Origin of the sequence: Mesorhizobium sp. WSM4898 (assembly GCF_029625845.1) — a bacterium.
Lineage (GTDB): Bacteria > Pseudomonadota > Alphaproteobacteria > Rhizobiales > Rhizobiaceae > Mesorhizobium.
The window spans coordinates 1-21,116 of record NZ_JARTVQ010000007.1 but is presented as its reverse complement, the minus strand read 5'-3'; the positions used below and the strand labels follow the sequence as shown (position 1 = coordinate 21,116).

Annotated in this window: 15 protein-coding genes and 3 pseudogenes; 6 read left to right on the top strand and 12 right to left on the bottom strand. The window is 55.8% G+C overall.

Going from position 1 to position 21,116, the window contains the following annotated elements; all coding sequences use genetic code 11:
* Positions 1–47 precede the first annotated feature (47 nt).
* The 3 genes and pseudogenes from P9228_RS24020 to P9228_RS24010 all read left to right on the top strand — a co-directional run.
* Positions 48–1,316, top strand: coding sequence for an acetyl-CoA carboxylase biotin carboxylase subunit family protein (locus P9228_RS24020; RefSeq protein ID WP_082826583.1), 1,269 nt, complete (start codon positions 48–50; stop codon positions 1,314–1,316).
* Between the two features lie 81 nt (positions 1,317–1,397).
* Positions 1,398–2,567 carry a Xaa-Pro peptidase family protein gene (locus P9228_RS24015; RefSeq protein ID WP_063169356.1) on the top strand — a complete coding sequence of 390 codons (1,170 nt, stop codon included), beginning with the start codon at positions 1,398–1,400 and terminating at the stop codon, positions 2,565–2,567.
* 117 nt (positions 2,568–2,684) lie between these two features.
* A pseudogene (locus P9228_RS24010) lies at positions 2,685–2,915 on the top strand (IS3 family transposase); the annotation flags it as partial.
* A gap of 142 nt (positions 2,916–3,057) precedes the next feature.
* Here P9228_RS24010 and P9228_RS24005 read toward each other — a convergent pair.
* Both P9228_RS24005 and P9228_RS24000 read right to left on the bottom strand, forming a co-directional pair.
* Positions 3,058–3,498 carry a GNAT family N-acetyltransferase gene (locus P9228_RS24005; protein WP_158515807.1) on the bottom strand — a complete coding sequence of 147 codons (441 nt, stop codon included), beginning with the start codon at positions 3,496–3,498 and terminating at the stop codon, positions 3,058–3,060.
* A 476-nt stretch (positions 3,499–3,974) separates the two neighbouring features.
* Entirely contained in the window at positions 3,975–4,904 is a 930-nt protein-coding gene (locus P9228_RS24000) for a 2-oxoglutarate and iron-dependent oxygenase domain-containing protein (protein ID WP_063170383.1), read from the bottom strand.
* A 456-nt stretch (positions 4,905–5,360) separates the two neighbouring features.
* Between P9228_RS24000 and P9228_RS23995 the strand changes: the two are divergent.
* Positions 5,361–5,504 (top strand): annotated as a pseudogene (locus P9228_RS23995) (transposase); the annotation flags it as partial.
* Between the two features lie 81 nt (positions 5,505–5,585).
* Here P9228_RS23995 and P9228_RS23990 read toward each other — a convergent pair.
* The 7 genes from P9228_RS23990 to P9228_RS23960 all read right to left on the bottom strand — a co-directional run bounded on the left by P9228_RS23990 (position 5,586) and on the right by P9228_RS23960 (position 16,186).
* On the bottom strand, positions 5,586–7,316 hold the full coding sequence (locus tag P9228_RS23990) for a GMC family oxidoreductase N-terminal domain-containing protein (protein WP_224571100.1): 1,731 nt from the start codon (positions 7,314–7,316) through the stop codon (positions 5,586–5,588).
* Positions 7,317–7,598: 282 nt separating this feature from the next.
* Positions 7,599–8,165 (bottom strand): GNAT family N-acetyltransferase, encoded by a 567-nt coding sequence (locus P9228_RS23985; protein ID WP_158515808.1) that lies wholly within the window; start codon positions 8,163–8,165, stop codon positions 7,599–7,601.
* Between the two features lie 390 nt (positions 8,166–8,555).
* Positions 8,556–10,385 (bottom strand): IucA/IucC family siderophore biosynthesis protein, encoded by a 1,830-nt coding sequence (locus P9228_RS23980; RefSeq protein WP_063169359.1) that lies wholly within the window; start codon positions 10,383–10,385, stop codon positions 8,556–8,558.
* Positions 10,386–10,848: 463 nt separating this feature from the next.
* The gene (gene ectB / locus P9228_RS23975; protein WP_063169360.1) at positions 10,849–12,150 is read right to left on the bottom strand and encodes a diaminobutyrate--2-oxoglutarate transaminase; all 1,302 of its coding nucleotides are present in this window, start codon (positions 12,148–12,150) and stop codon (positions 10,849–10,851) included.
* 166 nt (positions 12,151–12,316) lie between these two features.
* Positions 12,317–13,156 (bottom strand): hypothetical protein, encoded by an 840-nt coding sequence (locus P9228_RS23970; RefSeq protein WP_063169361.1) that lies wholly within the window; start codon positions 13,154–13,156, stop codon positions 12,317–12,319.
* Positions 13,149–14,405 (bottom strand): diaminobutyrate--2-oxoglutarate transaminase, encoded by a 1,257-nt coding sequence (gene ectB / locus P9228_RS23965; protein ID WP_063169362.1) that lies wholly within the window; start codon positions 14,403–14,405, stop codon positions 13,149–13,151. Before ectB (P9228_RS23965) ends, P9228_RS23970 begins: the two co-directional genes overlap by 8 nt.
* Positions 14,406–15,469: 1,064 nt before the next feature.
* Entirely contained in the window at positions 15,470–16,186 is a 717-nt protein-coding gene (locus P9228_RS23960; RefSeq protein ID WP_224571099.1) for an SPASM domain-containing protein, read from the bottom strand.
* Between the two features lie 719 nt (positions 16,187–16,905).
* On the opposite strand from P9228_RS23960, the pseudogene P9228_RS23955 reads away from it, so the two are divergent.
* A pseudogene (locus P9228_RS23955) lies at positions 16,906–17,141 on the top strand (transposase); the annotation flags it as partial.
* A gap of 16 nt (positions 17,142–17,157) precedes the next feature.
* Here the strand turns inward: P9228_RS23955 and P9228_RS23950 are convergent.
* Both P9228_RS23950 and P9228_RS23945 read right to left on the bottom strand, forming a co-directional pair.
* Positions 17,158–17,904, bottom strand: a complete 747-nt coding sequence (locus P9228_RS23950; protein WP_063169365.1) for a LuxR family transcriptional regulator — start codon at positions 17,902–17,904, stop codon at positions 17,158–17,160.
* Between the two features lie 354 nt (positions 17,905–18,258).
* On the bottom strand, positions 18,259–18,561 hold the full coding sequence (locus tag P9228_RS23945) for a hypothetical protein (RefSeq protein ID WP_127262113.1): 303 nt from the start codon (positions 18,559–18,561) through the stop codon (positions 18,259–18,261).
* Here P9228_RS23945 and P9228_RS23940 point away from each other — a divergent pair.
* Positions 18,541–20,343 (top strand): ABC transporter ATP-binding protein, encoded by a 1,803-nt coding sequence (locus P9228_RS23940; protein ID WP_063169366.1) that lies wholly within the window; start codon positions 18,541–18,543, stop codon positions 20,341–20,343. The genes P9228_RS23945 and P9228_RS23940 overlap by 21 nt on opposite strands.
* 597 nt (positions 20,344–20,940) lie before the next feature.
* Here the strand turns inward: P9228_RS23940 and P9228_RS23935 are convergent.
* Complete coding sequence (locus P9228_RS23935; protein WP_127248688.1) at positions 20,941–21,063, bottom strand: exopolysaccharide production repressor protein; 123 nt, start codon at positions 21,061–21,063, stop codon at positions 20,941–20,943.
* Positions 21,064–21,116: the final 53 nt, after the last annotated feature.

The window sequence follows — 21,116 nt, the reverse complement described above, 5'->3', positions numbered from 1 at the left end:
GATGGCAAAACGACCTATCGACAAAAACGCAGAGTGGAGAACAGCCAATGTCAAGGAAAGCTCTCATCCTGGTTGAAGGCCATGCAAGAGGTAATGGAATACGATACATCCACGCGGCCCGGCGTCTTGGCTTTCATCCAATTACACTATCAGTTGATCCAACACAGTACGAGTATCTTGCGGCGGAAAGAAGCGAGGCAATCCGTGTCGATACAACCAATCTTGATACCTTGATTCGCGAATGTTCCAGGCTGCGTGAGACCAATGACATCGCTGGTATCACGGGCTTCTCGGGCATCGACGAGTCGGTCTATGCAACCGTTGGCAAACTATGTCGGCATTTCGACTTACCGGGACCCAACCCCGAATTGATTGAACGATGCTGTGACAAATTCTCTCAGCGCCAGCTACTTGCGGAAGCCGGAGTTCCGATACCCGCTTATCGCATGGCGCTGAATGTGGCAGAAGTAGAAAGCGCTGTCGCGGAGATCGGCTTTCCCGTAATTGTTAAGCCGGCAATCGGCAGCGGTAGCATCGGTGTCCGATTGTGCCGCAACGCCGATGAGTTAGCTGACCACACGACCTATCTGTTGGGTGGGAAGCACATCTGGCCGTCTTCGCCGAGGATATTGGTTGAGGAATTCGCGCGCGGCCCTTTTTATAGCGTGGAGATAATGGGCAATGAGGTTATTGGGATTGTCGCCGTTGATTTCGGCCCCCCACCGCATTTCGTCTTCCGTGAAACGACCTTCCCGGCCCCGCTTGCGGAAGACGATCATGACCGTATCGTTGATGTTTCGCTGAGGTGCTTGCAAGCTCTTGGCCTTAATTGGGGGCCAACGAACATCGAGCTCCGGTTGACTAATCATGGCCCGGTTGTAATCGAAGTGAATCCGCGTCTTGCTGGTGCGCTTGAGCCTGAACTGGTCCAACTGGCGAGCGGTGTCGATCTGGTCACCGAGCACATCAAGCTTGTCGTCGGCGAGGAATGGGATTTGCGCAGAAGGCATTTGCAGACCGCAGCCGCGCGGTTCCTAGTTGCTGATTGCGACGGCACCCTCGATTGGATCGATGGCGGCAGTCAGGCGATCGCGGTACCAGGTGTCGCTGAAATCAAATTGTATGTTGAACCCAACGCGCCGATCTTCAGGAAAGGCGATTTTCGAGACTGGATAGGACATGTCGTCGCCGTTTCACCCAGCCTTGCTCAGACCGAAGCGATACTCCAACGAGCTGTCGACTTAATCGCTTGGTCTATCACACCGCCGTCGGGCGAACAGGAGCGATCTGCAGCCCCACGACTCCCCCCCAACTGAGAGGTGATCCGTCGCCAGCATAAGAACTCTTACCCGCAATAGCTCGCCTTGTTGTCAAAAGCATAGCTGGAGTTCAAACTTATGAATATATCCAAGGGACCCCAGGCATTCCCTAGAAGTGAATACCTTCGCCGGCTCGGCTCGGTGAAGTTCGAAATGGGTCGGTGCGATATCGACGCGCTCGTCGTTTCCGACCAACATAACATTACCTATCTCACGGGGTACACCGCGCTATCAGCCTATGTTCCTCAGGCCGTTGTGGTTTCGATACGAGAAGAGGAACCGACGTTCATTCTGCGCCGCTGTGATGCGCCGGCAGCCATTCATCAATGTTTTATGGAGCGCGACAAAATCGTCGCATACCCCGAAGCGTATATTGGAAATCCTGACAAGGATGGCTATGACGCGGTAGTCGATTACTTGGAGGACGTCGGCCTCGCGAGTCGAGGCATAGGAATCGAGCTATGCTGCCTTCCATCGCAATCGGCGAAAAAGTTTAGGATGCGCCTGCCTGGTGCCACGATCGTCGATGCTACTAAGGCGGTCACTTGGAAAAGGCTCATCAAGTCAGATCTCGAGATAGCTGTAATGCGGGAGGCGGCGGCAATCTCAGACGCCGCGATTCGACGCGCTGCTGAGGTAATACGCCCCGGGGTGCGTGAAGCAGACGCGTGCGCGGAAATTGTGGCAACGTTGGTGCGCGGCGCAAACGGTAAGCCAGGAAGCGGGATCGAGGGAATAAGTTTGTGTTCATCACCGCGAACGGGAACGTGCCACATTCCGTGGAGCGAGGACGTTTTTCGCTATGGATCGCAGGTGAATCTCGAAATCGGCGGTGCGCGATATGGTTACTGTGCTGGGCTTATGCGCACTTACACGATCGGCTCACCCTCCGATCGTCTACGTCGCGTGCATGAGATCCAAGTCGCCGGCCTTGAGGTCGCTCTTGATGCGATACGGCCAGGAGCGACTTGCAGCGATGTTGCCAACGCCTTCAATCGCAGCATCGAGAAGCGGGGCCTCAAAAAGGAGACGCGTTGCGGCTATGCACACGGCATTGGTTGGTTGGAGCCGACCGCAAGCCTTAAGGATGGCGATATGACAGAGTTGCTACCAAACATGACCTTTCACCTGATGTTAGGTAATTGGATCGAGGAGGATTTTGGATACGTCATCAGCGAAACGTTCCGTGTCACAGACTCCGGCGTCGAGGTACTGACCACTGCTCCCCGGAAGATTTTTGAGATCTAAATTAGAATATGGCTTGTCATAACGACAGCGCGGACGTCCGGAATAGATCTTGCCGGTCGACGAGATGTCGCCTACCTTGTTGAAGTGCGGACGGCGAGCGGCGGTCGGCATGCGGGGCCGATCCGTGTCGAGGCGAAGCCGAACGCACGCTGGTCGCTGTACGACCAGTTCTCCTGCGGCCGATCAACTCGTCGACGACGTGACGCGCGAATGCCTTACGCGATTCCGGACACAGATCTCTGGTCGCCGCGTTGCTCGCGAACTGACGACCTGATCGCCCAGCGCGGCAAGCCCGGCATGATCGTCGCAGACCACCGCACGGAGTTTACCTCGAACACGGTCCTTGCCTGATCAATGGATCATCGCGCCGAAAATACATTCCGCTGCAAGCCCATGTGCGCAACATAAATGGCTGCACCTCTAGTCTACTCGCCACTGTTTAAAAGACTGGGGCAGGTCAATGCGCTTTCGTTACGACCTCAGAGCAAGTCTACAGGTCATAGTAGTAGGTAAGGTATGGACTCAATTTACCGATCTTGTCATAGAGCGCCCGCGCATGATAATTTGATCTGTCCGTATTCCAATAGATTCTCAGCCAGCCTTGGTCGCGACCGTAGGAGGCCAGATTCGTGAGCATGGCTTGGCCAATCCCCTGGCGCCGCGAAGACTCGTCGACATAGAGATCTGCGAGAAAACAGACCGGACGATCGCTAAGAGTATACGGGTGAATGACAAAGGTAGCAAAACCTATGGTAACGCCAGTTGCTGAGACCGCGATCAGCGCGTTAATCGGTTCGTCTGGGCGCTCGATGCGCCGCCAGATCCTATCTGTCGCCTGTTCTGATGAATTGAGACCTTGGTCGGCGCAATATGCGTACCAAAGGGACCGCCATGCATCGCGGTCGGCAGTGCCTGCGAGACGAATCTCCATGAGGGGCGGGCTCCGGCTGAGAATGGGCTCCAGGGCGCGAGGTGTTCGGCCTGAAAGGTTGACGGCTTGCGATAACTGCCACCGGCCCGCAAGACGTGCAGCACGCGACCGCCGGGTGTTATAAGATCTTTCCGCCTGTGACGGCGTCGTGGTCGCGCTGGAACTGGTTCCCGGGAGCTCGGTTCGCGATACGTCAAGCGCGAGTTGGGCGAGCGTTATCATGGGATCAAGTTCCCTCAGGTTTTCCCGCAGCACGTTTGCGACAGCGGTGCAGATCTAGTGCGATCTTTCCCTGCGACCACACGATGCAAACAATCTGACACCATAGGTGCATTCATCCCGAAGCGGGCTTCCGACCGCCGCGCTACACGCGCGACGGCGGGACAATCTAGCGGATGCGAGAGTTCTTCCAGCTTACCACGGAGATCTGCACCGCGTCGGCGCCATAATTGCGCATGCTTTAGAAAAGCAGACAATCATTGCAGTTCGCGCGCGCGTCCGGCGCCATTCCCAGTCACCCATATTGACTCAACGTTGCGCAGCATCATTTCTACAACACTAACTTGCTGCCCTTGTCGCGAAGTCAGGCGAGCGTCGATCTCGGGATAAATAAAGAAGGGCAGCGAAATTCGATCAGTCGGACCACTATGCACGACCTGGTGGGGCGTACTCTTGAAGCGGCCGTCGCTCAAGACCTGAAGGAGGTCGCCCAGATTGACTACGAGACTATCGGGCAGGCTCGGCACCGGCATCCATCGACCGCGGAACCACACCTGCAAGGAACGCAGGGGGAGTTCCTCTTGCAGCAGCAGCGTGAAGAAGCCATGATCCGTGTGCTTTGCGCAAGTGCCGCCGCGAGCTGGATACCGTATCACGCGTTGCCCAAGCGTCGGCGTGCTGAAATGGCGTTGGAACCATGCCTCTTCCATACCTATCAGGTCCGCCAGCGCATCCCCGATCTGGGGGACAATCCCGGCGAGCACGGTAGCCTGCAAAGCAAGCAGGTTTCTTGCGAAGCCAGGAGCCAAGGCTTCATCCGGAAGGCGCGTGCGGCCGGAGAACGGACGCCGGTCGCCTTCGTTCTCAATTCCGAGGTCGAATACCTCCTTTGGATCGAAGCCGGCCTCAGGATGTAGCATTTCGCCGTGTAAAGGACTGTATCCACGGGCGGCAGTGGGGTACACGTCCTGAAAGGCGTGCCCGTAGCGTTCCTTAACCGACTGTGGCAATGCGAAGAATCGCCGGGAAGCCTCAATGGCTTGCGCGATCTGTTCCCCGGGGATGCCGTGCTCGACAAGGTAGAAGAACCCGTATTCCTGGCATGCCATTTGCAGGCGCTGGCGCTCGTCACGTCGCGTTGCATCGTCTCTCAATTTCGAAAGTGAAATTTTCGGCAGCGTGGTCATAGTCAATCCCCTTTTTGGGCGCTTAAGTTGATTAGTGTTTGCCGCGGCTCTCAAAGTCGACAGTTCCTTGGATGTGGGCAACGCGCCGTCTCTTCCAATAATAACGAAAGTCGACATGATGTCCCATTCTAAGGCTAAGCCGATGGCTGGGCGGTGATTCCGTCTTAGCAATTGATCTCTAGCGCTTCCTGGTGAAGATAACAACGATTTGTATGTTAATATAGTTGTATATATTGTTACATCCGTCGCGGTTAGTTTAACATTATCACGGCCAAGATACTAAGAGCGATTTACAATTCTGAATTGCTTTATGACTTCCAGGCTCAATCCAGACCAGCGCCGACCTCCGGGTTTCATGGCAGGATCGGCCATCTCGAAGAGCTCTATGACGCGAGGTATCGCCAGCTACCTGAGCTCGTCCATCACACACGCCGTCCCGGACGATGGCCGAATGGCAGAAACCGACCGCTCGAAATTTTCCTATCCCATAGTCTTTTTCGACGCTATCCGGGTCGAGCGGTCAAGCTCAGGGACGAAGACTTCGTTCGCAAAAAAGCCATCTACATCGGGTTCGGCGTTCTGCCTGGCGGCACCAAGGAGCACATGAGCTGAGGAAGCGCTTGTCGACGTTATCCGCCGTCTCGACGAGACGACTAGCCGAGCAGCAAAGCAGGCAGCGATTTAGCTCCGTCTGCCGTCTCTCAAGGTTGTGTCGGCCAATTTCTCAGCCACCATAATCGTCGGAATGTTTGTGTTCGCCCGAGGGCAAAATGGCATGACGGAAGCGTCGGCGATCCTCAAACCCAAAATACCATGAACGCGTCCCGACGGATCGGTCACAGCGCCAGGATCCGCGGCTGCCCCCATCCTGCAGGTCGACGTCGGATGCCAACTTGGGATGACGTTCTGGCGAATATACCGATCCAGATGTTTCTCGTCGTTGACGAGATCGGAAATGCTATCCCCATCCGTTATGACGCGCCTAATCAGCCCACGGCGCAGCCGCGGCGACGCGTCCATGAGCAGCGCCAGAAATGACGTGAGTGCATAGTTTGTGCTTGTGACCTTGCTCACCAGCTTCGCTCGCGCATTCAACGCTGACGGAAACGGGTCCAGCGCCACAGAGGACAGCGAATCTTGCTGCAGCAGGCGGACTATGAAGCGAAAGCCCTGCTTGAGGCGCTCGGCGTCCCGCTTGTCGCTCAACCAGTTGAAATCGACCTCCGGCTCTATTTTATGCGAACTACCCTTGAGCGCCACAGTTCCCGTCGAGTAGCTGCGATTGACCCACACGGCGAGAGTGCCGAGGCGCCTCCCCAGCGGGTGCCAGGATGATTTGGCAACAGTCGATATTGCCATATCGGTCGACGGGCAGCCTTCGTAACCCGACGAGTAGCGGGCGTGCATCTGAATATATTCGCTCACGCCGGGTGACAAGCGATCGGCCGGCTTCAAATAGGCCGAAACGCAAATCGTGGGGTGTTCCTGAAGATTCTGGCCCACACCTTTCAAATCTGCAACGATAGGGATTCCGAATTGTACTAATTCCTTCGCGGGGCCGATCCCGGAGCGCATCAATATGGCGGGTGAATGGAGTGCTCCTGCGCACAGGATAACGCAAGAAGCGCTATACGATTGCACGCCCGATTTGTTCTCCGTCTCGACCCCCGTTACCGTTGTTCCCAAAAAGGTCAGCCGCGCAACTGTCGTTTCGGATAAAATCGTTAGATTGCGGCGAGAGCGGACGGTTTCGGGTAAGTACGCCATCGCGGAGGAGACCCGATGACCATTGCGGTTGGTCAATGGGACAACTGAATAGCCATCACCGAATGCACCATTGAAGTCTGGCCTGAAATGAAGCCCCAAAGCATCGTAAGCATCGGAGATTGCCCGGATGAAGCCCGACCAGTCTGATTGGCGCACACGTTTGATTGGCAAGGGGCCGTTCGTGCCATGAAATTCCCCGCCGAAATCCAAATCGCATTCTAGACGACGGAAGTAGGGCAGCACGTCTTCCCAACCCCAGCCCGTTGCACCGCTTGAGGCCCACTCATCGTAATCTCCGGGCCCGCCGCGGTTGGCGACTTGGGCATTGATGCTGGAGCCGCCACCCATGACGCGCGCCTGTTCGTAATGGACAGGCTTGCGGCCACCTCGCACCGTTGTCGCGTGGAGTGACTGCCATCGATAACCGGGATTAAGGTAAGCACGCGTTGGGTCGCCATCCTGGATGTCGTCAGGAATGGCATTCGGCGGCGTATCAGGGCCAGCTTCAATGAGCAGCACGCGAGCGCCATAGGCGGAGAGCCTGCTCGCCATCACGCATCCAGAGGAGCCACCACCCACGACGATATAATCGAAAACCACGCAACTCCCCATCAAGGTACCAAGTGTGATGGGCTTCTTCAGCAAAGCGCTCCTCCTACCGCCTGAGATATGGTCACTTACGGCGCGGCAGCTCCACATCATGCCGTCTGTAACGGAGCGATTTGATCGCCAAATCGGTCGAGGGCATGCCCGAAGCGAGACCGAGCGACCCATCTGAACTATCTCTGAACCGACAAGCTCTCAATTCCAGGGCACATGCATCTCCGGACACGCCGGTGCGTCGGTGTGAATGATTGCAAGTTCGTAGGGCGAGAGCAGCGCTCGCCTACGGTTTCTTGCATCACCGTCTTCCGAGAAACAATGATACTAACAAGAGATAACGACGACTTTTTCGATTTTTACAGCAGTCAAGACTGTCACTTCAAAATATCGCATAACTACGTTATTGTAGACCCGGTCTCTTACATAGCGAAGGCCTACTTTCGGTGCTTTCCGAAGCGAACGCGTGTTCGTTGGGCGAATGAATGAAGTGACCTTCTCGAGCGTTAGGTTCTCGAAAGCAAACTGGATCGCTGCCCTGCCGGCCTCTGCGGCGATCCCCTTACCGGAAGACGCAAGGTGGAGGCACGATACGGTTTCCACATTAGTGGGATCTTCGGGCAGATACGGGCCACTGTACATCAATCCACAGTAGCCTGCGAATTTTCCGACTTGGCCTTCGCCTTTTACGAACACCATCCATAAGCCGAAACCATTGCTCTGCCAATGATGGATGAACTGTTGTAGTTTAGCTTTCGATTGCTCTCGGGTCGGATAGACTCCATCCCACATGGCATTTACCACAAATGGATCGCTATGAAGCTCATGTAGAAGAAGCTCGTCGCTATGCGACGGTGGCCTTAGGATTAGGCGCGGCGTTTCTAGAATGTACATGAGAAGCTCCCTTCTAGCCATAAGTTAGAGCCGCACTTACCTCCAACGCGGCCATGATCTCCTAGCATGAGCGTCAAGGCCGCAGTGCTTGATTGAAGGCGTTCGACGAGGTTTATGCTTAAGGTAGCGAGGTCTACACAAATCAAGCTTTGGGCGCCTAACCGTGTCAGTGTTGACGGCACCTGGAAAGCCGGCCCGAAGGCGATAAAAAAATTAGGCGCCTCCTTTCAGAATGGAAGCAGGCGACGCGCTGGTGAGCGGGCGCCTGATACGCGCAACATGCTGCGGCGGCGTTTACGCAAGGGGTTGCTTACCCCAAGGGGGGGGTATGGTATTGGCCCAAAACCGGCTAACTACATTGTTCATTTAAAATACGCGCCTCCTTCAAGCTTAACCTGCACTGGTCACTTTGCGAATGCCCGCCAGTGGGTTCTTCAGCGTGCCGACGGTGTGCAGGTATTCTCCCGGATCACCGAAGTCCACCATTTGCTGGTTTTTTTGTATCTGCAGTCGATTCATACATCGTCGCAGAAATTCTGGAGCGAATAGGTCATGCTGCCTGTATTTTTCGTCATATTCCGGATGTTTCGTCTGGTAGCCAAGGATGGACTCGCTTACGAGCTGCCAGAAGTGTGTCGACGGAAAATCAAGATGTTCTTCGAGTGTTACAGCCAAGTAACGAAAGAAGCAGTCGAAAACGTCGGTGAAAATGAAGTCGTGCTTCATGTCGCGATTTACTTGAATGCAGATCCTCTTAATCTCCTCCGGCACGTTGAGATCTCCGCCTAGAATACGAAGCTCCTCGCCAATGTCTTTCATGATAACTCGCGTCGGAGCGTGATCTTTCATAACTAGAATTATATTTTCTCCATGTGCCATAAACGCTAGATCGTAAGCATAAAAGCAGTGGAGAAGCGGCGCCAGATAAGATTCAAAATAGCGGCGTAGCCAAGCGGCGGCGTCTAACCCCGAGGCATTGATGAGGGCTGTCACGAGTGCTTCACCATTGTAATCGACATGAAGCAGCGACGCCATTGTCATCAGACGTTCCCCTTCTTTCAACTGCCGAAGGGGGCTTTCCCTCCACAGCGCAGAAAGCATCTGCTTGTAAGGGGAGTCCTTCTTGAGGGCGGTGTTGAAACAACGATTGCGATAGCCAATCGTCGCGACCTCGCGAAGGATGCTGAAGCCGTTGGCGGCTAAATAGGAGTCACTGTCGAGCAAATTCTTCAACCATTCGTTGATGGCGGGCGTCGCCAGCATGTGTGTCGGTGACAAGCCGCGCATAAACCCCATGTTAAGTATCGACAGCGCCGTTTTCACGTACCGTTTATGCGGATCGCTTATATTGAAAAGTGTGCGGATCGATTGCTGGGCATGATATATGTCCTTCCCCTGGCCTAGGCAGACAATGTGCCGGTTGGCGATATCCGCCGCGAAGATAGTTGAGAGCCGATTGAACCATTGCCAAGGATGCGCTGGCATATAGATGTAATCGGTCGAGTTTAGTCCCTTTTGACGCAACGCTGCGTCGAACTGTTCCAGCGCCTGTCGACCGAGTTCCTCGTGCATGAGAAGGTCGTAGTCGAGCGTTGAAATGGACTTAAACGTTGCCATTTCTTTATGGACGGCCAGCCATATGAGTCTTATCGAACTGCCCACCTCCGGCGCATAGCGACTATAGTCGAGCGCGTCAAAGCCAATGCGACCGTTATTCGCGATAAAGGTCGGGTGGCCCTCCGTCATGCCAGCCTCAACGATCTGGTAATCGGCAAAAGCCAGTTCTGCGGCGGATATCTCTGTTTTGGCCTGCTTGTACGCGCTGCCATACAGCGTGCTGCTGATCTCCTGCAGGTAAACCGGCATCATCTCTTCCTTTATGCCAAGATGGCGGCTGAACTCAATAACAAAATCAAGCGCATCCAGGGGGGCCGGCCTGCCCTCAATCCTTTTCTCCAGAGAGCCGGCGTCCACTTGCCAGTGATCTAGCAGGAGGCGCCGAGCCTGGAACCAATACTCCAACCCAGGGGTCTCGCTTTCCAGCACATACTTCCCCCAGTCGCCTTCCATTCGCTGGAGTCGAGGAGCAATTAGCAACTCGTGTGCAAATTCGCTGATTGCTTTACGGATAAGGAGCCGGTTGGCCTTTGCCCATAAATGCGGTTTCAAATGCTGCGTTACGCGTTCGGCTAGGCTTATCTCATCGTCTCGGGCTGTCATATCACTCACGATCTCAACTCCTTCAGAACGTAACGGTGTAAGGTTCGCGAACGCGCCTTACACTCGTCTCGCCAAACTTCGACGTCGCACAAAATCCGTTCTATTTTTCATCAGAAAGGATAAGAAATACCGGACCTCTTATACAAGTTAATTTCTAATGTGTTGTGTACCGTTCGTCTTCGCTCGTGATAAACCAGCAATATTACCATCTTACTTATATAATATATTAGAATACCGGTTTCACCGGCCCTGGACGTCGTCCTTCATCTTGCAACGAGCAAGAAGTGTGTATTGATTTGCACATGCCGTACTGTCGTTCGATCACGTCAAGCGGTCGGTGTCCATTGTTTGAGCTCTCCGAGTGTCCATTTTTGCTGTCCGTCTCCATACAATCGCATACGTCTAAAGCGGAATTTCCTTTGCTTGATAAGCCCAGACTGGGTAGGGGGGACTGAGTGAATGCCTACTCCGCTGAAATGCTGTCCTGCACCGCGCCAATGCTGTCGCGTACGATCGACAGACCACGGCGCAGTTCAGCCTCGGTTATGGTAAGGGCTGTCATGAACTTGAGCACCTCACCATACGAGCCAGCGATCTCGATCACCAAGCCGCGACGAAAAGCTTCCCGGGAAATGAGCCCCGGCAATGAGTGGTGCTTTGGTGATACGAGTCCATACATCAAGCCGCGGCCTCGGACATTCAGAGCAAGGCTGGGGAAGTCGTCTGCGATCGACTTGAGTTCTTGAGCCAAGATGGCTGATTTGCGAGCAATCTCATCTTCAAACTTGGAGTCGGACCAGTAAGTCTCAAGGGCCGCACGAGCAGTGACGAAAGCATAGTTGTTGCCCCTGAACGTGCCGGTGTGCGCACCCGGCGTCCAGACATCAAGTTCAGGCTTCATGAGGACAAGGGCCATAGGCGTTCCAATTGCAGACAACGACTTTGACAGGGTAACGATGTCCGGCACGATCTCAGCCGCCTCGAAACTGAAGAATTTCCCTGTGCGACCGACACCAGCCTGAATATCATCGAGGATCATCAGGATCTCGTGCCGAGAGGTCAGATCACGCAGCCGTTGCAGCCATTCAACGGTAGCAGCATTGACACCGCCTTCGCCCTGCACTGCTTCTAGGATCACCGCAGCGGGTTTGCCGAGACCACTGCTAGGATCATCGAGAAGCTTCTCGAAATACTCGATCGTGTCTGAAGCGCCGAGATAGCCCTCGTACGGCAACGATGTCACGTGCGCGAGGGGAAAGCCGACAGCATCTCGGAACTTCGTGTTTCCGGTTGCCGCCAACGCCCCAGCGCTGACTCCGTGAAACGAGTTCGTAAACGAAACGATGTTTGACCTGCCGGTCACTTGGCGAGCTAGCTTCAGAGCCGCCTCGACCGCGTTCGTACCTGTGGGGCCAGTAAATTGCAATTTATAAGACAGACCGCGGGGCTTCAAAATAAACTGCTCAAAAGCTTCGATGAAGGCCTTCTTGGCGGTCGTAGCAAGGTCGAGCCCGTGCACAATTCCGTCGCGCGCAATGTAGTCCAACAACGCCCGCGTGAAGGCTGGGTTGTTGTGCCCGTAATTCAAGGCTCCCGCGCCTCCCAAGAAGTCGATGTATTCCCGACCGTCTGTAGCTATGAGGGCAGTGCCGACGCCTCGATCGAACAGAACTGGGAACGCACGGACGTAGCTCCGCACCTCAGACTCAAGACGATCAAAGATCGCGAGGCTTACATCGTTTGTAGGAGTAAACTGCTTCTTCATAGGGCGAGTCCTGAATTGTAGCCTGCAAAGGCATCAGCCCAAACTGTCTGGCGAAGGCCATTTCAATCGGTTCGAGGTTCGGCTTGTATGACGGCAGCATGAGCAGTCACACGCCTGGCCACGCCAACTCACGGCCCAAGCCAGTCGATCGCTGCGAGGTCCAACGTCACGTCCACCAGAGAACAAGATCAGGCCGCGCAAATCCGAAAAAGCAATTCAGCACTAGGCGACGCTTTCCGTCGCCTAATTGACCGGTAACCCCGTGAACGAAGCCGCCATCGATTAGGGCGATATCCCCGGTTTTGAGCTCGAACTCGCGGCAAGGGACGGCTTCCAGATAGGCTGCCGAATAGGGATATCCAGTGGTCTCCACACCTTGCGATATCCGGTCCGCAACCGTCGGCTTGTGGCTCCAGAGCTTCAGATTGCCGCCTTCCTCAGGCATGCTGGGATAGAGGTTGAGCGCTGCGACCGTATTGTGCGCCACCGCAGAAAGCTCGTAATCATCGCCAGCACGTAAGACTTGAGCGACGTCGTCGTGGGGATCCAAGGAAAATGTGCCTGTGCCCGACCAACTGAGGCCGCGACAAACATTGGCCTGGCCGTGTTCGGAACGGGCTAGCCGCAATTCGATTCCCTGGTTGTGAAGCTCTCGCTTCAACGCCCTGAATACTGCTCGAACCGGGTCAACCAAATTCTTAAAAAGGGCATCGACGTACGGCCGCGCGTTTTCGGCGTCTGCGAAATAGGTGGCTGCATCCTTCCTGTAGTGAGATGCGCCGACATATTGTCCGGGCACACCATCTTTACGCTCTCTGAGACCAGAGCTTCCAATAAAGTTCGTAGTGATCTCCTCGGCTACTTCGGTGCTGAAAGCTTGCTTGATGTGCAGAGCGGTGAGCTCACCTTTCAGGACCGAGATGATCTCCGCCGTGTTGATCGACCCGGTCCGTTCTTTGATCGAAACCGGCGAGATGGCTGGCACTTGAGATATCTGACTAGGCATTGTCTTGCTCCTGTAGTGCGTGTTCAAGGATGGTGATGCCACGATCGAGTTCGGCATCGGTGATGGTTATCGGTGGGAGGACTTTGATAACGTCGCGATTTGGCCCCGAGGATTCGATAAGAAGGCCATTTTCGAATGCGACATCGTGCACGCGGCCGACAACTGCCGGTGAACGGCATTTCAGGCCGGCCATCAGACCGCGGCCGCGCTTCTGTTCGATGTATCTTGGAAATTTCGCAACCAGGCGATCGAGGTGCGTTTGCAGCCTGACGGCTGTCCGCTCGACACCTGCAGTAAATTTCCTATCCGACCACATCTTGCACATGGCTCCTGCCGTCACGAAGGCGAAATTGTTGCCTCTGAAGGTCCCGCTATGTTCTCCGGGCTTCCATATGTCCAAGTCGGGTCGAATCAGAACGATGGACAACGGACTACCTGAACCGCTTAGGGACTTGGAAAGACACACAATATCCGGTTCGATTTTCGCGGACTCGAATGAGAAGAAATCGCCAGTTCGGCCCGCACCCGCCTGAATATCGTCGACGATAAAAACAATGCCGTGCGTACGGCAAATGCGCTGAATTTCCGTGAGCCAAGCTGCGGATGCGGCGTTCATGCCGCCTTCGGCCTGGATGGTCTCCAGAATGATTGCGGCAGGCTTTTCTATGCCGCTCCCCGGGTCGCTCAAAACGCTGTCGATGTAACTGGCGGAATCGAAAGCTTGGCTCGGATAGCCGTCATAGGGAACACGGATCACATCGTGGCGAGCGACGCCTCCCAGTTCCCTGGTTGAGGCCGAGCCCGACACCGCTAGAGAGCCGAGCGACATGCCGTGGAACGCATTCGTAAAGGCCATGACGCTCGAGCGGCCGGTGTATTTTCGCGCCAGCGCCAGCGCCGCTTCGTTGGCGTTCGTGCCGGTCGGCCCGGGAAACTGAATCTTGTACGAAAGGCCTCTGGGTTTCAGGATCCAATCGACGAACCCTTCAATGAAGTCACGCTTTGCCGCCGTATGCATATCAAGCGACAGAAGAATGTTCTCACCGACGAGATATTCAATCGCTGGCGCCATAATATCCGGATTGTTGTGCCCGTAGTTGAGTGCGCCGGAACCCACCAGGAAATCGATAAAGGGCTTACCCGTCTCGTCCCAGATCGTCGCCCCAAGGGCCTTCGTAAAGACGGTGGGGAACGCCCGGCAATAACGACGAACGTTAGATTCATGAGCCGTGAAAGCGTCGGTGTCCATATCAAGTCCTCTGCACATAGTCTTTCAAAGAAGAGAGCTGTTTAATGGCTAGTGGTTTGCGGCAGATGTTCGTCGCTTAACGTTGAAGCAGAATGCCGGAGGCAGCTTTGTTTGGTCTGGGTTTGGTCTGGTGATGCCGGCATCCTCATCAAATATTGTTGGGTTGCGTTGCCCTCCATTCGGATGCTTTCGAATGTGCTGCAACAGGATGGCTTCTAAAGCTTCCGCGAAAGCATCGCTACTATGGCATCAGGTAGTTGACGTACCCACCCTTCGCTGCCCATAGCGCTCCGGACAAATGAATGAGTCCAAGGAGATCAGCAGGGTCGCGTCGCCAGAGGTTGTGTCGCTCGGCGGTAGCGAAGCCGCTCGCGAGCGCGCTCCTCAATAGCGCCGTAGCGAGCGAGCGGCTTCGCGGCGGTCATCAATATTCGCCGTTCAACCTCGGGCTGCGGACACCAACCTGATTCAAGAAACTATTTGATGACCGATGACACAGCGAAAGCCACGCTCTCTTTGAGAAGAATGCGGATTCCGATCTCTTGCGCGATGACTGGCCCGAGCCGCCGGATCAAGAGGGCGGGGCCGCCGTGGACCCCCTTGACGGAAAGCCCGTTCGTAGGCCAGGCGGAAGCAACCGGGAGACGCGCTGGCGAAGGGCCGCATCGGTTTCGAGAACGTCCACTACCGCGACGGCAACCATCCCCGGCCGCAGCTGGGCTGCTGCCTTCAGGCGAGTCGAAAAGGAGATCGTCCGGGAGGGTGAAGGCGTTGACGAGGTGAGCCGTGAGTAAGCAATCAAGCTCTGATCGGGATCGACTAACACTGTTTCCATCCGACCGATGGTTGACCTGTGATCGGCGTTACCTCAAGCTAGGCAGGCCGACAAGCTCGGTTGGAAGGCGAAGACCTTTCGATGAGCTCGTCTCCGAAATGCTCGAGGCCCACTGCCGCGCCTACAGGAACATACTGGCGTAACGTGAAAACACGATGGCGTCGCGGGCAGGTGCATCTGTCGTGGGGCCATCCGCACTGCCAGGCACGCCCTCTCGGCCGGCATGCACTCAGGTCCGGTCGTTTGGGTCGGCGAATTCACACATCCTGCAAAGCAGAAAACCATCTGCTCCATTCATGCGGTCGACGATTTCGCGAAAAACTGGCTTTTCAAACAGAGCGGAGTAACCCTCATATAGAAGGTTGCCCAATACGTGACGCCGTTCAAAATCCATAGAGCACAGGGTAACGTCGCCGTTTGGAAGAAGAACATTCCGATACTGTCGTGCGTCCACGCAGGTTAGGGCTCCGACCACTGGCTGACGTGGTGCAACGATCTTAGGGTCGACGCTTCCACCCCTACTGCTCACCGGCCGCGCTTTTATCAGGGCTTCGGTAGGAATAATGTCGGCTATATCTGGGTGGGGCTCGCCCAAGGCCACGAATCGGATCAAGGGGATGTCCGCGTCGACGAGTTGACGAACCAGATCGCGATACTTGTCTCCGACCAGGCGGCTGTTCATGTAGGTGCCGTCATCGAAAACATGGACCACGAATACGCCCAAGCGCAAGGCTTGCAATCGCTGCAGGTCCTGCCCGTTCATTCCCACCAGCGTCGTAAAAATCCTGATGCCATGGCCTTTGGCGAAGGCGTGCTCCACCATTTCGGTACAGTCCGGATTGAGCCAAGGTTCGGAGTATCCCGCAAAACCAATGTCGACGGAAGTCGGTACGCGGGCCAGACACCGCTTGAAATCTTCAAGATCCAGATGACTCGCATGAGACACTTTTCTTTGCCGGACCGCGAACTTGTCCTGGGGACAATATGAACATCCTACGACGCATCCCGTGGTCGTCGTTATCTCCAAAACCCTGCCGGCTGTGTTTGCTGAGCGAAGTTCCGGTAAAATCACTGGTGATTACTCCCATCTACTTCCTGCGAAGCGCCACGATGGTGTGCGTGTGCCTTTGGCTTTCTGATACCGCCTGCTGATCTACCGAGGCAACGCAGACATCTACCCTTTTTGGCAGCCTAAGCCGCCCGGTTCACCGATTTGCCGGGCCGACCCTTCACAAACTTCCAGCGCGTCGGACCAGAGACAGCATTGCATCTTTCGAGGCATCACTCGCTCCGGAGATGTAGCCTCAACCGTTGGTCGCTGGCCCGTCGCCGAGATGCGCGCGCAGCACCCTCGAACCCGCCGGAGAGAAGCTTTCTGGATGCCGTCGATCATCCTTCATCGAGCGAGTTCCGTGTTCTCATGCGGGTCAGCCCTCACACTATATTGCCGCACATCGACCAGCAAAGGCCGAGCTAGTGCGCCTGGCGCGCAGTTACTGCGAGATAGGCTTCGAAAAGCCCGACAGGGCTAAGACGCTCCGCTGTATTGAACCCGAAATGTTTTCTGACAGCTGTCAGATTTTGGACACACATCACTCATCGTCAGTCGCTTAATACGGATGGTAATTTCTTCCAGGAATCGGTGACATTGAACACCACCCTGTCATGACCGCCCAATCTCAGCGAAGCGAACTCAGCATCGCCACCAGGACCAAGCCTGAAGATAAATCCGCCGTAGCAGCGTCAACGACATTTTGCTTTCGAAGCCGGATGGATTGCACGAGGTGATTCGCGCCGTGATGCAGGAGGTGCTCGAGGCCGAGATGGACGAGGCGCTGGGTGCTTCGAAGAGCGAGCGCACGCCGGAGCGTCTCGGCTATCACGCGCGCTACTACGGGCGGAGAACTAGCTGCGCACCTACGGCGGTTGGATAATCCCAAGGTTCAAAGCTTTTACAACAGCTACCGTTCTGCTGGTCGCATCCAACTTCCGCATTACATTTTTTAAATGGAAATCTATCGTATTTCGTGATCTGCCTAAAATAGTTCCTATTTCCCAAGATGATTTTCCTTGTGACACCAAATCAATGCACTCTATTTCTCTCGGAGACAGGTTATGAGCTCGTTCCGACGCAGTCGTAGTGTCGAACTTCGTAACCATCCGATGAAACCGCAGCGCGGCCATTTGCAGGTAGGTGATCGCTCTATTCTGCAATTCGCAGTCCGAGGATTGAGCAAAACTCACAAACCTAAAGCTGCCACCAGGGCCATGTAATGGGACGGTAACGCCTGACCTCAAGCCGAATGTTGCTGCTTCGTCCAAGACGCGGCGTCCATCTTCAGTTATGTTTTCATCAGTATACACCTCGCTCCATCGAAAGGGTCCCGCCTCCTTTCGACCTTTCTTGATGAGGGGGTCTATTTTGGCATAGCCCATTCTCGAGTAGCGCTCCTGCCATTCAGCAGGATAATTCCACATCACCACAGAACCCTCCCGGTTCGGCTTGAAAGCCCTCTCTGATGCGAGCGGCCCATAGGCAATCCACGGGCAATCGAAATTCAGCGCAAACGCAGACAACAGTTCGAACAACTGTTCGGATTGAGCGACATCATCAGTCATCTTGAGGAATAGGTCTAACTCCACCGCAATCCGCCGGAGTTCCATGATGTCTCCTTCATTGCGTTCTCATTGGTGCACAGTTTGCTCCAACCCAGCCTCGCAACATCCGAAGTCAACGGGACTCGAGCCGGAGTTCCTTCCGCCACCTGGAGTACCCTCAAGAGTCGTGCCAGCTTGCGAGCGAAGCTTCTCCTTCAGGTCGTCAATCGACGGGGGAGGTACCCAGGAGGCGAACCGACAGCACTGTGTCGGGGAGCGCACAATCCGACAGTCGAGCATTCGATTGACGGAATATGGGCAGGAAAGTATTCGCGGCGCGCTTTTGAAATCAGCACCTAAGTGCCGGGCCTGAGAAAGCTGCATTGCAACTGTACTTATTTGATCGAGGCAAGAACAAGCTCAAAATTCAATCGATACATCGACCTTCTTTTCCAATCTCCCGAGTTGAGCAGCCGTAGCAATCGTATCGACTGGATGGCGGCTGACTTTCTCCAGGCTCGGTAACCTGCTGAATTTGTCCTTCGGATGTTCCCGCTCAGTTGGCACGACTTTTGAACTCACCGTCGTGAGGCGGCAAGAGCTGCCCGCCAAAATTGATGCTGTTATGGGGGAGGTCGAAATTCCAGTTTTGTCTTTTATCGTCTTTGGGACCGAGCGTGTTGATGCGCCCGCTTGGAAACTATGAGACGTTTCCCCGTCCATGGGCGCGGCGCCACTTGTCGCGACGTTTTCGCCTTCACTGTTCGCCTCTGGAACAGGCAGCCGGCCCGGCTCGCGATCATCATGACCGCGATGCTCGCCTCCACGCTGGCTGACGTGTTGATGCCGCTCTATTCTGGCCGACTCATCGACGCTGTTTCTCGTGCTGCTAATGCGGCAGCACCAGCTTCGGATTCAGCTGTTGCAGCATTCTCTGTACCGATTGCATTGGCACTCGGTGGCATTGCCATGCGCCACGTCGCCTTCATTGGCCTGAGCGACCTGGTGTTGAAAATGATTTCCGACGTCGCGACCGAAGCGTTCCATCATGTGCAGCGCTTTTCGACAGACTGGCATGCAAACAGCTTCGCCGGCTCGACAGTGCGCAAGATAACGCGCGGCATGTGGGCGCTCGACCTCCTCAACAGCACGATACTCGTCACGCTGCTCCCGTCGTTTGTCATCTTGATCGGCTCGACGGTGCTGCTCGGCTGGCACTGGCCGGTCATGGGCGTGATCTTTGCTTGCGGCTCTCTCGTCTACCTTGCGTTTTCGATTTCGCTGTCGCTCGGCTATGTCGCGCCAGCGGCGAGCCTTGCCAACCGATGGGACACAAGGCTCAGCGGCGCGCTTGCGGACGCGGTCAGTTGCAACGCTGTGGTCAAGGGCTTCGGCGCAGAGGTTCGCGAAGACGAGCGGCTTGCAAATATCATGACGAAATGGCGGCACCGCGCGCGCCGGAGCTGGGTGCGCGGAACGATCATCGGCTCAACCCAAGGCGTAACTTTGGTTGCGCTCAGGGTGGCGGTGGTCGGATATGCCCTGCTTCTGTGGTCGCATGGACAGGCAACGCCGGGCGAGATAGCATATGTTCTCACGTCCTTCATCGTCCTGCAGGGCTATCTGCGTGATGCCGGCATGCATGTCCGCAACGTGCAGCACTCGGTTAATGATATGGAAGAACTGGTGGCCATCCACAATCAGCAGGTGGATGTTGCCGATCGTCCAGAGGCCAAGCCGATCCGGATCACGAACGGCCGTATCGATTTCGAGAACGTCCACTTCCGCTACGCCAACCATCCCCTGCCGCTCTATAGCGAATGTTCGCTGTCGATTGAAGCTGGCGAAAGGGTTGGGTTGGTTGGACCCTCCGGTTCCGGCAAGACAACATTCGTGAAGCTGATCCAGAGACTCTACGACCTGAGCGGCGGCCGGATCCTGATAGACGGTCAGGACGTCTCGGAGGTGACCCAAGAGTCCCTTCGTTCGCAGATCGCGATCGTGCAGCAGGAGCCGATCCTGTTTCACAGGTCGCTTGCCGAGAACATCGCCTATGGCCGGCCTGGCGCGAGCCAGGCCGAGATCGAGCAAGCGGCACGACTGGCAAGTGCCCACGAATTCATCGCGCCCCTGCCGAAGGGCTATGGGACATTGGTCGGCGAAAGGGGTTTGAAGCTCTCCGGCGGCGAGCGCCAGCGCGTGGCGATCGCGCGCGCCTTCCTCGCGAACGCGCCGATCCTTATTCTGGACGAGGCCACATCGAGCCTCGATTCGGAATCCGAGGTGCTCATTCAACAAGCGGTGGATCGGTTGATGGTGGGCCGAACCACACTCGTCATCGCACACCGGCTGTCGACGGTCCGCTCGCTCGATCGGCTGCTCGTCTTCGACCGTGGCCGCATCATGGAGGACGGCGATCATGCCGCCCTGATCAATCTCGATGGTGGCATTTACCGCCGCCTCTTCGAACGGCAGGCGTTGGAACTCGCGAAGGGCCTGGCCTGATCGCTAAACCGGCTTGCGCGATGCGCCGAGCCGTTGCCGGAGAGGGGTGTGGCAGTGACGAGCGGCGGGCGTTAGGCGGCAAAACCAGCACGGCCGGAACTGTCCGCCAAACGGGCGAGCGGGAATGCACCACGTCTAAGCTTCGGCGAATGCGCGCAGTTACACGCGGGCACCGAATTGTCGCGCCTAACGGCGCACGCACCAAAAGGGCGGGAATGTCGACGGCCCGGGAAGAGTGCGGCCCTCGCCGTTACCCACATTTCGCCAAAGGAAGCGAAGTCAACGCACATTGAGAGGGCGGTGCTTCCCGGCCGGCCGGGATCCCTGTCGCTGGCCCAACCTACCGCACGCTGGCCACGTCAACGGTTCAAAGTCCCTTCGGTTCGCAAAGTCGTCCCCTTGGAGACCCGGAAGCGCAGGAGCTCCGACCGCAGTCTTCGCTCAACTCTGGCCATCTGCTCCGGGATTGGATTCCGTTCCCTTGCTAGCACAGTGGCAGCTGAGCACGAACTCGCCGGCCCCGTGTCTTTCGATTACGGCCAACGGGCTTAGGAAGAGATTGGATTCGCCGGCCCTCTGCGGAGCGAATGAACAGTTCTACAGATCATCGACGTCCGCGAAAAAGAGCACGCAGCCGAAATAGCAGGCCTGAAGCAGCAGCGAACAGGCCAGCGTCGTGACGACTGCCACACGGATCGAATCCAAAGCGAAGTAAACCATCGACGCATTGCTGCACAGGACCAGCCCCACGAGCCGACAAAAAGATGAAGTGC

Coding starts and splice junctions, on each gene's coding strand:
- P9228_RS24020 (WP_082826583.1), top strand. CDS start 48: ATGTCAAGGAAAGCTCTCATCCTGGTTGAAGGCCATGCAAGAGGTAAT.
- P9228_RS24015 (WP_063169356.1), top strand. CDS start 1,398: ATGAATATATCCAAGGGACCCCAGGCATTCCCTAGAAGTGAATACCTT.
- P9228_RS24005 (WP_158515807.1), bottom strand. CDS start 3,498: ATGGAGATTCGTCTCGCAGGCACTGCCGACCGCGATGCATGGCGGTCC.
- P9228_RS24000 (WP_063170383.1), bottom strand. CDS start 4,904: ATGACCACGCTGCCGAAAATTTCACTTTCGAAATTGAGAGACGATGCA.
- P9228_RS23985 (WP_158515808.1), bottom strand. CDS start 8,165: ATGTACATTCTAGAAACGCCGCGCCTAATCCTAAGGCCACCGTCGCAT.
- P9228_RS23980 (WP_063169359.1), bottom strand. CDS start 10,385: ATGACAGCCCGAGACGATGAGATAAGCCTAGCCGAACGCGTAACGCAG.
- ectB (WP_063169360.1), bottom strand. CDS start 12,150: ATGAAGAAGCAGTTTACTCCTACAAACGATGTAAGCCTCGCGATCTTT.
- P9228_RS23970 (WP_063169361.1), bottom strand. CDS start 13,156: ATGCCTAGTCAGATATCTCAAGTGCCAGCCATCTCGCCGGTTTCGATC.
- ectB (WP_063169362.1), bottom strand. CDS start 14,405: ATGGACACCGACGCTTTCACGGCTCATGAATCTAACGTTCGTCGTTAT.
- P9228_RS23950 (WP_063169365.1), bottom strand. CDS start 17,904: ATGGAACTCCGGCGGATTGCGGTGGAGTTAGACCTATTCCTCAAGATG.
- P9228_RS23940 (WP_063169366.1), top strand. CDS start 18,541: ATGAGACGTTTCCCCGTCCATGGGCGCGGCGCCACTTGTCGCGACGTT.
- P9228_RS23945 (WP_127262113.1), bottom strand. CDS start 18,561: ATGGACGGGGAAACGTCTCATAGTTTCCAAGCGGGCGCATCAACACGC.
- P9228_RS23935 (WP_127248688.1), bottom strand. CDS start 21,063: ATGGTTTACTTCGCTTTGGATTCGATCCGTGTGGCAGTCGTCACGACG.